Origin of the sequence: Escherichia sp. TW14182 (genome assembly GCF_000208525.1) — a bacterium.
GTDB classification, from domain to species: Bacteria; Pseudomonadota; Gammaproteobacteria; order Enterobacterales; family Enterobacteriaceae; genus Escherichia; species Escherichia ruysiae.
In genome coordinates, this window is sequence record NZ_AEJZ01000020.1 from 41,732 (window position 1) to 56,735 (window position 15,004).

The following is a 15,004-nucleotide window of genomic DNA, read 5'->3' on the forward strand; positions in this document are numbered from 1 at the left end:
TTCCGTAGGTCGGATAAGGCGTTTACGCCGCATCCGACTGTCATTGGTTCAATGGCTTAACGATCCCAGTAAGACTCTTCCAGGCTGTCTTCTCGCTCCGGCAGACCGCGCGTTAAACGTGGTGAATGCTGGTTCAGTACCTGATAGCTCACACGGTTAGCATATTTACACACCTGCGCTAACGACGAATAAGTCAGCCAGGTGAATTTATGCTTGCTGGAATTTGGCACGTTAGTGCGGTGATAGCTATTGGCGGTAATGTCATGCAACAGCGCCGCCAGCGCCCCATCACCGGCACCGTTAGTGTTCATGATTTTTTCTGGCCCGCCCATATACGGCGCAATGTGCGAATAGACGCGCAGCGGATTCTGGCAATCTTTGTGGCGCATGGCGCGGCTAAACTCATACTGGTTAAATTCCGCGATAGCGCCCGGCAACAGCGGATGCTGGGTTTTGCGTTTCGCTTCGTCTTCCGTAAAGCCCGCCATATACAAGCCGATTGGCCCGGCGGTGCACAGCACCAGATCAACCCAGTCCAGCGCCTTATCAGATGCCAGCAGCGGATCGCTCTCTCCGGTCAACGCTTCAGCTTCTTCTTCGTTCATCGCAAGGATGGAGACGTGTTCTTTGAGGAATTGCTGCCACCATTGCGGATTCTCGGCGATGACAAATTTAGTGCCCAGCGTCAGCACCACCGGTACGTTATATTTCTTCGCATACTCAATGGCTTTCATGGTCGCTTCCGGCATCGGTTCACCCGGCTTGCAACGCACCAGATAGGACGTTAATACCAGCGCCGAGGCTCCGGCGATAACATCTTCCGGAATGCTTTCTGCCCGTAGCTGGTTCATATGACCTGGACTGATAGCAAAGGTACGTTCGCCAGACTCGCCAATCAGCGTAAAGCAACGACCAATCGGGCCATCCACACCCTGCAGATAGTTAAGATCGGTACGGCTGGATGTATTGCACAAGTAACGATAGGCGTAGCTGCCAATTTCAATATTGCTGCACATCACGCCCAGCAGCACCGAACGGTCGTCTGCCAGTACAGAATAGTTGTGCATGGTATTGCCAATAGTGCCACCTGCAAACTGATGAGTAATCAGGTTTTTCTGTTTCAGCTCCTGATAAAGTGCTTCAGCAACATCATCTTCAATGACCAGTGAATGCCCGGCGCTTAATCCATAACGTTCAATAAAATCGTCTTCCACTTTGGCTTCAATATCCACCAGCGTCTGGTCGATACCGACCACCCAGGCTGCGCTGGTTTCGTTTTCTGGTTGGATTTGCTGCAACAGCGGATCGCGTGCATTTACGGGGAAGTAATGTTTGGATTTACGTTTGCCGGGAAATTTCATGGTTGTTTTTACGGGTGGTTAACTGAGCGGCGAATGTTAACACAATCATGCCTGAACGCGCGAGACGCAGGCAGTTTCAATATCAGCCGACGGGATCGCATTTTCATGGGAGATGTTCCTTACAATGACGCAATTTGAAAGGAGTTTTTGCATGAAGCCGGAAAACAAACTACCCGTGCTGGAGCTAATCTCTGCCGAAATGAAGGCGGTTGTTAACACTCATCAGCCCGATTTACCGCCCTGGCCCGCAACGGGAACGATTGCCGAACAACGCCAGCATTATACGCTTGAGCGCCGATTCTGGAACGCTGACGCTCCAGAAATGGAAACCAGAGCTTACGCGGTTCCGACAAAATATGGACAGGTGAAAGCACGGCAATTTTGTCCGAACCCGGATAGCCCGGCGACGCTGTTTTATCTACATGGCGGCGGTTTTATTCTCGGCAATCTCGATACCCACGATCGCATTATGCGTCTGCTGGCAAAGTACACCCAGTGTACGGTGATTGGCATTGATTACACCCTTTCGCCAGAAGCGCGTTTTCCGCAAGCGATAGAGGAAATCGTGGCGTCTTGTTGTCACTTCCACCAGCAGGCGGGCGATTATCAGATCAATATGTCACGCATTGGTTTTGCCGGTGATTCCGCTGGCGCCATGCTGGCGCTCGCCAGTGCTTTATGGTTGCGTGATAAGCAGATCGATTGCGGCAAAGTTGTGGGTGTTTTGCTGTGGTATGGGCTTTACGGATTACGCGATTCCGTGACTCGTCGTCTGTTGGGGGGTGACTGGGATGGCTTAACGCAACAAGATTTGCAGATGTATGAAGAGGCGTATTTAAGCAACGACGCAGACCGCGAGTCGCCGTATTACTGCCTGTTTAATAACGATCTCACTCGCGATGTGCCCCCCTGCTATATCGCCGGCGCAGAGTTCGATCCGCTGCTGGATGACAGTCGCTTGCTTTACCAGACGTTAGCGGCGCATCAGCAGCCCTGTGAGTTCAAACTCTACCCAGGCACGCTGCACGCCTTTTTGCATTATTCACGGATGATGAAAACCGCCGACGAGGCTCTTCGCGACGGCGCTCAATTCTTTACCGCTCAGCTTTAGCGATACGCGGCAACAAGATTAGCCATCATTTCGATATGTTCCGGTGTGGCATTAAGCGCCGGAATATATTCATATTTTTTTCCGCCTGCACCGAGGAAGACTTCACGGTTTTGCTCGGCAATCTCTTCCAGTGTTTCCAGACAATCCGCAGCAAAGCCCGGACACATCACCTGAATATGGCCGACACCTTTTTCTCCCAGCATTTTCAGCGTTTCGTCGGTATAAGGCATCAGCCAGGGTTCCCGACCAAAGCGCGACTGAAAGGTCATCATCACTTTTTCCGGTGCCATCCCCAGTGCGGAAGCCAGTTCACGAGTCGTTGTGCGACAACGTTGCGGATAATCATCGCCTTCATCCGCATAACGTTGCGGAATGCCATGATAAGAAAGCAACAGCAGATCCGGTTCGCCATGTTTGGCAAAAGAAGCGCGAACGCTATTCGCCAGCGCATTAATGTAATCGTAGTTATCGGCGTAATCGCGAATAAACGATATCCCCGGAATGCTACGTTTGCGCGCCAGAATGCGAGCCAGCTCATCCCACACCGCACCGACCGTTGAACAGGAGTATTGCGGGTAGAGCGGCAGTACCACGATATGATCAACATGTTCAGCCAGTAGTTCATCTACGGCGCTTTCCAGCGATGGCGTGCCGTAGCTCATTCCCAGCGCCACGGGCGTATCCGGTAAACGTTGTGCCAGCGCCTGTTGTTGCTGGCGGCTGTAAACCATCAGCGGCGAGCCACTTTCCATCCAGACAGAGGCATACAGCTTCGCCACACGCGGCGAGCGCAGCGGCAAAATCACGCCGCGCAGCAATGGCCACCACAACAGCCGTGAAGTATCGACTACGCGTCTGTCGCTTAAAAATTGTTTCAGGTAGCGTTTTACCGCTTCAGGTGTGGGGGCATCGGGTGTGCCCAGGTTTGCCAGCAGGATACCGGTTTTTGTCTGACGCATTACCGCCTCTTATCGATTCAACTTGTTGATAATTGTAGCGGAAAAGTGAGGAAGAAGAACTAATTGCTGTGAGAGGTCAAATCAGAAAAAGGAATAACGCAGATTGAGGTTTTTGTAAAAGGCCGAATGAAAATCCGGCCTGAGATTGCTGATAAGTTTGCTTGTGCGAGCCTGTTCCCCTCACCCTCTCCCCGAGGGCAAGGGGACTATCCGTGCGCGCTTTCGAATTAACCGAGGATTTTTTCCAGAGCCGCGCGAACTTCAGCAACCGGTTTGGTGCCGTCGACTTTTGCGTATTTGGTGTTGCCCGCTTCCGCTTCTTTAGAGTAGTAGCCAATCAGCGGCGCAGTCATCTGATGGTATTCAACCAGACGTTTACGCACGGTTTCTTCCTGATCGTCTTTACGGGTAGTCAGTTCTTCACCGGTAACGTCGTCTTTGCCTTCTACTTTCGGCGGATTGAATTTAACGTGATAAACACGACCAGACGGCGCATGAACGCGGCGACCGACAATACGGTCAACGATCAGTTCGTCCGGTACGTCGAATTCCAGAACGTAATCAACATTGATGCCCGCTTCTTTCATCGCGTCTGCCTGCGGAATGGTACGCGGGAAGCCGTCCAACAGGAAACCATTACGGCAGTCTTCCTGAGCAATGCGCTCTTTAACCAGCGCGATCACCAGTTCGTCGGTGACCAGTTTGCCAGCATCCATAATGTCTTTTGCTTGTTTACCCAGCTCGGAGCCAGATTTGACCGCAGCACGCAGCATATCGCCAGTGGAGATTTGCGGAATACCATATTTCTCCATGATGAACTGAGCCTGAGTCCCTTTCCCCGCGCCCGGAGCGCCAAGCAGAATGATACGCATTGCGAAAATCCCCTTAAAATGTGTCGAATTTTTTGAAAAAGCGATAAACGATACCACCAACAGGCAATTGCCTCAAGAAAGGCACATGGAGCTGAAACGGTTAAGGGGAGAAAGTTTGGGGGAAAGTGCGGTTGATGCCCCTCACCCCGGCCCTCTCCCCAAAGGGGTGAGGGTGAAAACCAGCGCAGTTCTTTAATATCTGCACGATCGATCCCCTCTCCCCTTTGAGGAGAGGGTTAGGGTAAGGGAGTAAAAGGCTTACGACACCAGCAGCTGGTTCATACGACGAATAAACAGGTTCGGATCTTCCAGCGTACCGCGTTCTGCCAGCAGCGCCTGATCCAGCAGCAGTTCTACCCACTCGCTGAACTTGGCTTCATCTTCAGTATCTGCCGCACGTTTCACCAGTACGTGATCCGGGTTCAGTTCGAAGATATATTTCACTTCTGGCACTTTCTGGCCCGCCGCAGCGAACAGTTTCGCCATCTGAGTGCTCATTTCGTCCGCGTCAGTAGACACAATCGCTGGCGTATCGGTCAGACGGTGAGTCAGACGGACATCTTTCACACGCTCGCCGAGCAAGGCTTTCACACGGTCGATAAACGGAGTCAGTGCTTTCTCCGCTTCTTTCGCGCTCTCATCAACTTCGTCAGCCAGTTTTTCCAGCGACTCGTCAACTTTGGACACAGACTGGAACGGTTTACCGTCGAACTCAGTCAGATAGTTCATCATCCACTCATCGATGCGGTCAGAAAGGAGCAGAACTTCGATGCCTTTCTTACGCAGCAGTTCCAGGTGCGGGCTGCTCTTCGCTGCCGCGTAGCTGTCTGCGGTGATGTAGTAGATTTTCTCCTGCCCTTCTTTCATGCGGGAAACGTAGTCTTCCAGAGACACGGTTTGCGCAGAAGAGTCGGTATGAGTAGAAGCAAAACGCAGCAGTTTGGCGATCGCTTCCTGGTTAGCGAAATCTTCCGCCGGACCTTCTTTCAGTACCAGACCAAACTGTTGCCAGAAGGTCTGGTATTTTTCCGCGTCGTCTTTCGCCAGTTTTTCCAGCATTTGCAGCACACGCTTGGTCAGCGCATTGCGCAGGTTACGCGTTACCGTGCTGTCCTGGAGGATTTCACGGGAAACGTTCAGCGGCAGATCGCTGGAGTCAATCAGACCACGCACGAAGCGCAGATAGTTCGGCATGAACTGTTCTGCGTCGTCCATGATGAACACACGCTGAACATACAGTTTCAGGCCGTGTTTGTGATCGCGGTTCCACATATCCCACGGTGCCTGCGACGGAATGTACAGCAGACTGGTGTACTCTTGCTTACCTTCAACGCGGTTGTGGCTCCAGGTCAGCGGATCGTTAAAGTCGTGGGCGATGTGTTTGTAGAACTCTTTGTATTCTTCATCGGTGATTTCCGACTTGTTACGCGTCCACAGCGCCTGCGCTTTGTTGATTTTCTCCCAGGAAATAACGGTTTCACCGTCTTTCTCTTCGCGTTTTTCGATCTCTACCGGCAGCGCGATATGGTCGGAGTATTTGCTGATAATGGAGCGAACGCGCCAATCATCGAGGAATTCATCTTCGCCTTCACGCAGATGCAGGGTGATTTCAGTACCGCGATCTTCTTTGGTGATGTCGGCAACGGTGTATTCACCTTCGCCAGCCGATTCCCAGAAGACGCCGTTTTCTGGTTTTTCGCCTGCCGCGCGAGTACGCACGGTCACTTTATCGGCCACGATAAATGCGGAGTAGAAACCAACACCAAACTGACCGATCAGCTGGCTGTCTTTCGCCTGATCAGATCCCAGAGATTCGAGGAACGATTTGGTGCCGGATTTAGCGATAGTCCCCAGGTGGTCGATCACTTCGTCGCGGGTCATCCCCACGCCGTTGTCGGAAATAGTCAGCGTGCGCTTGTCTTTATCGAAAGAGACACGAACGCGCAGTTCGCCATCACCTTCGTACAGATCCGGATTAGAGAGCGCGCGGAAACGCAGCTTGTCCGCCGCATCGGAGGCGTTAGAGATAAGCTCACGCAGGAAGATTTCTTTATTGGAATAGAGAGAATGGATCATCAGATGCAGAAGCTGCTTCACTTCTGACTGAAAACCACGAGTTTCTTGTCCTTTCATGTAGGTCTACCTCAATGATGCCATTTTAAGGTTAAAAACAGGATGAGGGAGAGATGGGGACAAGGGGGGGTAATTTCAAGCGAGAGCAGGTGATCCTGCTCTCGTTTGCTTAAAAACGAATCTTATGACGCCCGGCGAGTGAGTGCGACAGCGTGGTGCCATCGACCATTTCCAGTTCGCCGCCAACCGGTACGCCGTGGGCAATACGGCTGGCTTCCACGTCATACTGCGCGCAAAGCTCGGCAATGTAGTTAGCGGTGGCTTCACCTTCGACCGTTGGGTTGGTGGCGAGGATCACTTCGGTGATTTTTTCCTCCGCCAGACGCTGTTCCAGACGATCAAGTCCGATATCATCCGGGCCAATGCCGTCCAGCGGTGACAGGTGCCCCATCAACACAAAATAACGACCGGAAAACTGCCCCGTCTGCTCAATGGCGTAGATATCCGCAGGACTCTCTACCACGCAAATCTGACCGTTTTCCTGACGACGCGGGTTTGAACAGATGTTACAGACTTCCTGTTCAGTGAAGGTGCGGCAATCGGCGCAGTGACCGATTTCCGACATCGCCCGGGTGAGCGCCTGCGCCAGACGCATCCCGCCGCTACGATCGCGCTGAAGCAGCGTGAACGCCATACGCTGCGCTGACTTCGGGCCAACGCCCGGCAGACAGCGCAGTGCTTCCATAAGCTGTGTTAACAGCGGGCTGGTTTGCATCAGAACGGCATCTTAAAGCCTGGCGGCAACTGCATTCCGGAGGAAACAGAGGCCATTTTTTCTTTCTGAGTTTCTTCGATACGACGCGCCGCATCGTTGAATGCCGCTGCAACCAGATCTTCCAGCATCTCTTTGTCATCTTCCAGCAGGCTTGGGTCGATCTCAACGCGACGGCAGTTGTGTGCGCCGTTGATGGTCACTTTCACCAGACCTGCGCCGGATTCGCCGGTCACTTCCAGCTTCGCGATTTCTTCCTGCATCTGCTGCATTTTTTCTTGCATCTGCTGGGCCTGCTTCATCAGGTTGCCCAGACCGCCTTTACCAAACATAGGTTTCTCTCTCAATCACGTTAAGGATGACGATCGTAAGCTGTGCTTACGATCAAATGGGGCGGATACTTTCTTCATCCAGCTCCGCATCGAAGAATCGACGCAGGGTCTGAATATTATTATCCGCAATAATGGACTCGCGCGCCTGCGCAAGTTTTTCTTCGTATATCGCCTGACGCCACTCCAGCGGCGTACGCACCGCTGGATTATCATCTTCAACGATAGTCAGTTCAACCGTTGAGCCATTTAACGTACTCAACGCTTCAGCCAGTTTTTGTTGTGCACCGCTGTTATTCAAATGACGCTGAGAGGAGCGCAAATGCAGACACACCGTGTTGCCGTTCTCCTCTTTCCAGGCATTTAACGCCACCTGTTCGACCAGTTTTGGTAGCGAAAGTTGGCTCACCTGTGCTGCCCACGGATCGCGCTCAATGGCTTCTGCCGCCAGCTTCGCCGCCAGCTCTGGCGTTTTTTCATGTTCCAGCGCCTTTTTCAGCGCCTTCGGCGTGGCGACGACTTCTTTTTGTTGCATCACTGGGGTGGTTGCCTTCCAGCGATACGCTTCTTTTTTGGCTGGCGCTTTTTCCAGCGCCGATGGTGCCGGACGCGACTGAACGCGATCGGTGACCGAAGCCAGTCTTTCCAGCGCAGCGTTATTCACCGGCCGCGCGCGGGTAGCGGCTGCCGGTTCACTCTTTTTTGCTTTGGTTGCTCCCTGTGCGCGCTGTAGTTGTTGGCGCGCCGCCAGCACCTGGCTGGTGGTTTCTGAGAGCGGTACGGTCGGTGCCTGCTGCGGCGCTGATTGCGGCTGTGGCGGCACCTGCATTGGCGTCATTACCGCCGTCGGCGCGACTGGCGCAAAGGACTGGCGCGGCACTTCCGGTTCGGGTAGAGGCATACGCGGATGGAACGCCAGCGCGCGCAATAGCGTCATTTCAACGCCCATCCGTCTGTCCGGCGCATACGGTAATTCTTTGCGACCAATCAATAGCGTCTGATAGTAAAGCTGAATATCTGTTGGCGGCACGGTACGTGCCAGTTCACGCATCCGCAGCTCAATGGCAGCCATGTCATTGCCAAGCGCAGCAGGCGAAAGCTGTACCATCGCAATGCGGTGCAGCAGGCCGAGCATTTCCACCAGCAACGCTTCCCACTCAATACCACGAGCAGCGGCTTCGTTAATCAGCGCCATTACGCGCTCGCCGTTGGCTTCCACCATCGCTTCTACCAGCGACAGCGCCTGATCGTCGTCGAGCGTACCGAGCATCGAACTGACCGCCTGGGTCGAAACCTGACCATCACCGCTGGCAATCGCCTGGTCAGTCAGACTTAACGCGTCTCGCAGGCTGCCTTCAGCGGCGCGCGCCAGCAGTTGCAGCGCCCGAGGCTCGTGGGCGATATGTTCTTCGTTGAGAATGTGCTCAAGCTGATGACGAATTTGCTCGACATCCAGCGCCTTGAGATGAAATTGCAGACAGCGCGACAAAATCGTCACCGGCAATTTCTGCGGATCGGTGGTTGCCAGCAGAAACTTCACATGCTCTGGTGGCTCTTCAAGGGTTTTTAACAGTGCGTTGAAGCTGTGGCGCGACAGCATATGCACTTCGTCGATCAGATAGACTTTAAAGCGACCGCGCGCTGGCGCGTACTGAACGTTATCCAGCAGGTCGCGGGTATCTTCGACTTTGGTGCGCGAGGCGGCATCGATCTCAATCAGATCAACAAAGCGCCCCTGTTCGATTTCGCGGCAGTTATCGCATACGCCGCACGGCGTCGCGGTAATGCCTGTTTCGCAGTTTAGCCCCTTCGCCAGCAGTCGGGCGATAGAGGTTTTTCCGACGCCACGGGTGCCGGAAAAAAGATAAGCATGATGAATACGCCCTAACGACAAGCCGTTCGCCAGTGCGGTCAGCACATGTTCCTGGCCGACGACGTCAGCAAAGGTTTGTGGGCGCCATTTTCGGGCTAAGACCTGATAACTCATTGGCAGGCTCTGAAACGCTGGAAGGTGGATTCACGAAGGGGTAATGCTAACACAGCCCCGTCAGAACGGCGAGGCTGAATGTACATCTTGTGCTGCCCATGGCGCGGGCTGTCGAAAATTAGTGGCCCGGGAACGGGACAAGGCTATAACAGGTAATGCCTTGATTTTCGAGACGCTGTTCACCGCCGAGGTCGAACAAATTAATGATGAATGCAGCGTCAGTGACTTCACCGCCCAGACGACGGATCAATTTCACTGTCGCCTCAATGGTGCCCCCAGTTGCCAGCAAATCGTCGACTACCAATACTTTGTCACCTGGTTTAATGGCATCAACGTGGATTTCCAGCTTATCGGTGCCGTATTCCAGTTCGTAAGTTTCGCTGATGGTTTCGCGCGGCAGTTTGCCCGGTTTACGTACCGGTACAAAACCTACGCCCAGACCCAATGCTACCGGAGCACCAAACAAGAAGCCACGTGCTTCGGTGCCGACAACTTTGGTAATACCCGCATTTTTGTAACGCTCAACCAGCAGGTCGATGCTGAGAGCGTAAGCTTTCGGGTCTTCCAGTAAGCTGGTGACATCGCGGAACAGAATGCCGGGTTTTGGGTAGTCCTGAATGCTTTTGATGCTATTTTTGAGATACTCAAGCTGCTGTGCAGTCGCGGTCATAAGTGTATGCCTGCTTGTTACGGTGGTACTCACGGCGCGTTTTAAACGTATCAAAAGTAACTTTTGTTTAACCTTTGACCGCCTGCGCCTGTGCTCGAAAACGCCAGAATGTACTGGCTGTGCGCGATAATTGCAACAGCGATTGTTGTGCTTCAGTGCTTTTCTTGCTTTTCATCAATCACCGGGATTCGCCACATAAAAATCAGCAAACAAGTGAGGATCACCAGCAACAAAATGCGTACCCACACCATATGCACAAACCATAGTGAAATAGCAAAAGTCACGAGTATCAATAAAATCGCCCGTGGTTTTGCGCCACGCGGCATTGCATGGTATTTCTGCCAGAAACGTAAATAGCTGCCAAACCATGAGCGGTACAACAGCCAGGCGTGAAAACGCGGGGAAGAGCGCGCAAAGCACCAGGCCGCCAACAGGATAAACGGCGTAGTCGGCAATACCGGTAATACCACGCCCAGCGTACCCAACACTACCGCCAGCCAGCCAATGATGATTAAAATGATTCGTTGCATATTGAGTGTTGTCAGCTTACAGAGTGGCTACTTTAGCATAACAATTATCATTTTCATTGAGGTCTTATCGTGAAAACTACCTTGCTGCTGGAAAAACTGGAAGGTCAGCTCGCCACGCTGCGCCAGCGTTGTGTCCCGGTGGCGCAGTTCAGCACGTTAAGCGCCCGTTTCGACAGGCATCTTTTTCAGACTCGCGCGACAACGTTACAGGCTTGTCTTGATGAGGCGGGCGATAACATGGCTGCGCTTCATCACGCAGTCGAACAGCAGCAGCTGCCGCAAGTAGCCTGGCTGGCAGAACACCTGGTCGCCCAACTGGAAGCGATTGCCCGTGAAGCGGCATCCTGGTCACTGCGCGAGTGGGACAGCGCGCCACCAAAAATTGCCCGCTGGCAACGAAAAAGGATTCAACATCAGGATTTTGAACGGCGATTACGTGAGATGGTAGCGGAACGTAAATCCCGTCTGGCGCAGGCAACCGATCTCGTAGAGCAGCAAACGCTGCATCGTGAAGTAGAAGCCTATGAAGCGCGTCTGGCGCGGTGTCGCCATGCGCTGGAAAAAATCGAAAACAGGTTAGCGCGTTTAACCCGCTAACAATGGAGAGAGTATGTCACTGGAAAATGCCCCTGACGATGTCAAACTGGCCGTCGATTTGATTGTGCTGCTGGAGGAAAATCAGATCCCTGCCAGTACCGTGCTGCGCGCCCTTGATATTGTAAAACGTGATTATGAAAAGAAATTAACGCGCGATGATGAGGCGCAAAGCGAAAAATAAATGGGGTGGCTAGATGCCGTCCCTGCGATTGCTGACAAACTCGCTTACGGGTCAAAACGGGCACGGCTTTCCCCCTCGCCCTTTTAGAGAGAGGGGCGGGGTGAGGGTATTATTCGCACAGGCGCTGGCCTGCCCCCCTCACCCTAGCCCTCTCCCCGATGGGGCGAGGGGATCGTCCGTGCATATGCCGGGCTTTGTCAGCAATCTCGGGGGCGGATAAATGTCGCCCCCTTTCGTTATTACCCTACCGCTGGCGTCGGATCGTCGCCTTTGTAGTCGCGTTTTACTTCCGTCACCTCATCGCCCTTCTCGTTGTGCAGATGCACTTCAAGCTGGTTAAAGGCAATGTTGATGTCGTTTTCACGGCACAGCTGATCAATGGTACGGTTCAGTTCATCGACAGTACGGCTACGGTCGCGCAGTTCACGAACGTACAGGCGCAGCTCGTGATCCAGGGTGCTGGCGCCAAACGCAGTAAAGAAGACTTCCGGCATCGGTTCGTGCATCACCCTTGGATGCTCAGTCGCTGCCTGAAGCAGGACTCTGCGTACTTTTTCCAGATCAGAACCGTAAGCCACACCCAGGCGGATCACCAGACGAGTGGTGGTGTCGGTTAACGACCAGTTGATCAGACGCTCGGTTACGAACGCTTTGTTCGGGATGATCACTTCTTTGCGATCGAAGTCCGTAATAGTCGTTGCACGAATACGAATCTTACTGACTGTTCCGGAGAAAGTACCGATGGTTACCGTATCGCCAATGCGCACCGGACGTTCGAACAGGATGATCAAACCAGAAACGAAGTTACCGAAGATCTCTTGTAAACCAAAACCCAGACCTACAGATAATGCCGCTGCCAGCCACTGGAGTTTATCCCACGACACACCAAGCGATCCGAACACCGTCATCGCACCAACGGCAATAATGATGTAGTTAAGGATGGTAGTAATGGCATACGACGCGCCCTGACGCATGTTCAACCGCGAGAGCACCAGTACTTCCAGCAAACCAGGCAGGTTGCGGATCAGCGCCCAGGCAACCATCGATGCGATAATCGCAAACAACAGACTGCCCATAGTGACGCTTTTCACCACCGCAACCCCGGCTTCAGTGCCGTTGTAATGCCAGAGCGTGATGCTGTCGAGATAGCTGAACACGGTGATCAAATCGGACCAAATTGCCCAGAACATGACACCGAACAGCGCAAACATCAGCAACATGGTAATACGCAGCGTCTGCTGGTTAACCTGCTCCAGTGCAATGGTGGGTTCTTCCGGCGGTTCGGCACCTTCTGCGCCCTCTTTCACCAGATTCTGCCGACGCGCCAGCGCACGACGCCAGGCGATACGCCGCGCCGCTACGCTTAAGCCGCGCAATACCGTCTGGTACAGCAGGTTCCAGATGATCACCAAATAAACGGTTTCAATCCAACGCCCGGAGAGGCGCAGCGTGGTGTAGAAATAACCTGTGGCGGTCAGCACCATCAACGCAATCGGGATAATCGACAGCACGGTAATGGTGACCAGTCGCATGGTGTGCGACTCTTTATCGCGCCAGCTTTCGCGGCACATCGGCCATACCAGGAAGGCAATCAGCAGCAGGTTGAAGAAAATCATCGCCTGCCCCAGCACATCATCCATCAGATGCAGCGGGGAAAGTTCTGCCACCACAGACCAGAAATGGATTGGCAGCAACGCGAGGCTGATGCGGACAATTTGCCGACGCCAGTGGCTGGTCTGCTGTTCCGGCATACCAAAGTGACGAACAGCAACGCCATTTTTCTCCAGCACCTTCCAGCACAGGCCAAACACCAGCCAGAAAATCGCCAGTTTTTTGCTGAACGACCACAGTAATTCACTGATGTTGAGCTGCATGGTGAGCAGAATCAAACCGACGGCGAGAATAATCAGACACACCGGCAGCGCGCGGATCAGATCGATAAGGATCGCTTTTGGTGTGTTGAGCTGGCTGTCGTTACGCAGGGAACCTACGGCGGAAGCCAGTTTTTGTTGATACGCTTTCAGCCATCCCAGACGCCAGTGAATCAACCCGGCGATGAGCAGCAGCGGCAAACCTGCGAGGAAAGCGATAAAGACGGCAGGCCAGGCTTTTTCCCAGTTCACCGTAATTTTCATCGACTTGAATTCATCCTGCAGCGTTTGTGGGAACGCTTTAATCCAGTCCCAGTCCATCGGGCGGTTACTGTTCACCCAGAAAATCTGCTGGGTCAGGATGGATTTCAGGTTTTTCGATACGCTCATTAACTGTTGCTGGTTGATTTGCAGGTTAATGGCCATCATGAGTTGGTTGCCCAACTGTTTGTTAAGCTGATCCAGCAATTCGCGACGCATATCAACTACTTGCAACAATGCGTCACGGACTTCGTCGTTGACTTCATTCGCATGACCCTCTTCCAGTTTGGCGACATAAGCATCGCTCTGGAAGAGTGCGTCACGCTGCTGGTTCACTTCGAACTGTTCGAGACGCAAATCCGCAATGCGGTTGGTCATATTTTCCAGTTCGTCCGCCGAGGGCAGCGTTTGTTGTTGCTGATAAAGAATACGTGACAGCAGCAGACTGCCCTTCAGGACAGAAATCTGCTCTTTGATATTGCGTTCCGATTGCAGCGCCCGCTCCAGCCAGTTTTTGACTTTTATGTTTTGCTGCATCAGCAAATTGCCGTTTTCAGTGGCGCTAATCAGACGCTGACTTAACTGCTGGTTAATTTCCAGCTCTTGTTTCACCAGCGGATTAGCCTGAATACGCGCAGCTTCGTCCGGCGTTACCGCTTCCTGCGCCGTTTTTTCAGTTAATGTCAGACGCTTGCTGTTAACCGCCTCCTGCAATAGTTGCAGCTCATGTTCCACACGAGTGCTGTTCGCCGTCACATAATCGCGTTGCTTTTGCAGGGTATCCTGTAAGACGGTGTTCCCTTCCAGGCTTTTACGTTGCTGGTCAATCTCGGCATTCAACAAAGCCTGCTGCGCCTGCATCAGCACTTTCTGGCTGGGACGTAAGGCTGTCTCACCGACTTCCGTGCCATCCAGGCGGCTGCGAATTTGTTGCAGCTGCTGTGAGGCGGTATACATCGCATTTTGCACGCGTTCAGGCTGCGTCTGTAAAGAAACTAACTGGCTGTTATAAGACGCCAGATCGTTTTGTGCGTTTTGCAAATCGTCCAGCGCCTGGGCAACGCGAGTTTCCAGTTGGCGCAACGAAAGCGTGCTCAGAATTTTGCGCGTTTCGTCGTCGTTGTCCACATCGCTAAGTGCGGTTAACGCTGCGGTCGCCTGGCGCATTTTTTCTGGCGCTTCAGCCACTTTTTGTCGTAACTGAACCGTCTCTTCTTTTACGCGATCGATTTTATCGAGAGTGGCTAATGTGTCTGTCAGATCCTGCTGAACCAGTTTGTCCTGAGCAGAAAGATCTTTTTGTTTATTAAGCGAGTCAAGCTGTGCCTGTAGATCCGCTTTCGTCGGTAAGTCACCATTTGATGACGCCCGCGCAAAGGCCGTGTTCTGGCATAACAAGACGGTAGTGACTCCAACTTACTGATAGTGTT

The 15,004-nt window shown here is 53.0% G+C and carries 12 protein-coding genes, 1 pseudogene and 1 other annotated feature; of the genes and pseudogenes, 3 read left to right on the top strand and 10 right to left on the bottom strand.

Annotated elements, in window-relative coordinates; translation table 11 throughout:
* Window positions 1-56 precede the first annotated feature (56 nt).
* Entirely contained in the window at window positions 57-1,361 is a 1,305-nt protein-coding gene (gene gsk, locus EQY_RS0102160; protein WP_000671589.1) for an inosine/guanosine kinase, read from the bottom strand.
* A gap of 151 nt (window positions 1,362-1,512) precedes the next feature.
* Between gsk and aes the strand changes: the two genes are divergently transcribed.
* On the top strand, window positions 1,513-2,472 hold the full coding sequence (gene aes / locus EQY_RS0102165) for an acetyl esterase (protein ID WP_000801856.1): 960 nt from the start codon (window positions 1,513-1,515) through the stop codon (window positions 2,470-2,472).
* Here the strand turns inward: aes and hemH are convergent.
* The 8 genes from hemH to EQY_RS0102205 all read right to left on the bottom strand — a co-directional run bounded on the left by hemH (window position 2,469) and on the right by EQY_RS0102205 (window position 10,664).
* Complete coding sequence (gene hemH / locus EQY_RS0102170; RefSeq protein ID WP_001250124.1) at window positions 2,469-3,431, bottom strand: ferrochelatase; 963 nt, start codon at window positions 3,429-3,431, stop codon at window positions 2,469-2,471. The genes aes and hemH overlap by 4 nt on opposite strands.
* A gap of 227 nt (window positions 3,432-3,658) precedes the next feature.
* Complete coding sequence (gene adk, locus EQY_RS0102175; RefSeq protein WP_001313630.1) at window positions 3,659-4,303, bottom strand: adenylate kinase; 645 nt, start codon at window positions 4,301-4,303, stop codon at window positions 3,659-3,661.
* Between the two features lie 258 nt (window positions 4,304-4,561).
* Entirely contained in the window at window positions 4,562-6,436 is a 1,875-nt protein-coding gene (gene htpG, locus EQY_RS0102180; RefSeq protein ID WP_000678201.1) for a molecular chaperone HtpG, read from the bottom strand.
* Between the two features lie 109 nt (window positions 6,437-6,545).
* Window positions 6,546-7,151, bottom strand: coding sequence for a recombination mediator RecR (recR, locus tag EQY_RS0102185; RefSeq protein WP_001195025.1), 606 nt, complete (start codon window positions 7,149-7,151; stop codon window positions 6,546-6,548).
* A complete protein-coding gene (locus tag EQY_RS0102190; RefSeq protein ID WP_001515903.1) occupies window positions 7,151-7,480 on the bottom strand; it encodes a YbaB/EbfC family nucleoid-associated protein in 330 nt (109 codons plus the stop codon). The genes recR and EQY_RS0102190 overlap by 1 nt, the downstream gene beginning before the upstream one ends.
* Window positions 7,481-7,532: 52 nt before the next feature.
* Window positions 7,533-9,464 (bottom strand): DNA polymerase III subunit gamma/tau, encoded by a 1,932-nt coding sequence (gene dnaX, locus EQY_RS0102195; protein ID WP_000122041.1) that lies wholly within the window; start codon window positions 9,462-9,464, stop codon window positions 7,533-7,535.
* Window positions 8,136-8,200, bottom strand: a sequence feature (DnaX frameshifting element). It overlaps the preceding gene by 65 nt.
* A 118-nt stretch (window positions 9,465-9,582) precedes the next feature.
* Window positions 9,583-10,134: an adenine phosphoribosyltransferase gene (apt, locus tag EQY_RS0102200; RefSeq protein ID WP_001515901.1), complete on the bottom strand. Its 552-nt coding sequence runs from the start codon at window positions 10,132-10,134 to the stop codon at window positions 9,583-9,585.
* Between the two features lie 152 nt (window positions 10,135-10,286).
* Window positions 10,287-10,664: a DUF454 family protein gene (locus tag EQY_RS0102205; RefSeq protein WP_001188910.1), complete on the bottom strand. Its 378-nt coding sequence runs from the start codon at window positions 10,662-10,664 to the stop codon at window positions 10,287-10,289.
* A 69-nt stretch (window positions 10,665-10,733) separates the two neighbouring features.
* Here EQY_RS0102205 and priC point away from each other — a divergent pair, with 69 nt between their 5' ends.
* Together priC and rsmS are read left to right on the top strand one after the other, a co-directional pair.
* Window positions 10,734-11,261 (top strand): primosomal replication protein N'', encoded by a 528-nt coding sequence (priC, locus tag EQY_RS0102210; RefSeq protein WP_000858962.1) that lies wholly within the window; start codon window positions 10,734-10,736, stop codon window positions 11,259-11,261.
* Window positions 11,262-11,274: 13 nt separating this feature from the next.
* Complete coding sequence (gene rsmS / locus EQY_RS0102215) at window positions 11,275-11,442, top strand: pleiotropic regulatory protein RsmS (RefSeq protein WP_000051156.1); 168 nt, start codon at window positions 11,275-11,277, stop codon at window positions 11,440-11,442.
* Between the two features lie 239 nt (window positions 11,443-11,681).
* On the opposite strand, the pseudogene mscK reads toward rsmS, so the two are convergent.
* A pseudogene (gene mscK / locus EQY_RS0102220) lies at window positions 11,682-14,975 on the bottom strand (mechanosensitive channel MscK); the annotation flags it as partial.
* Window positions 14,976-15,004: the final 29 nt, after the last annotated feature.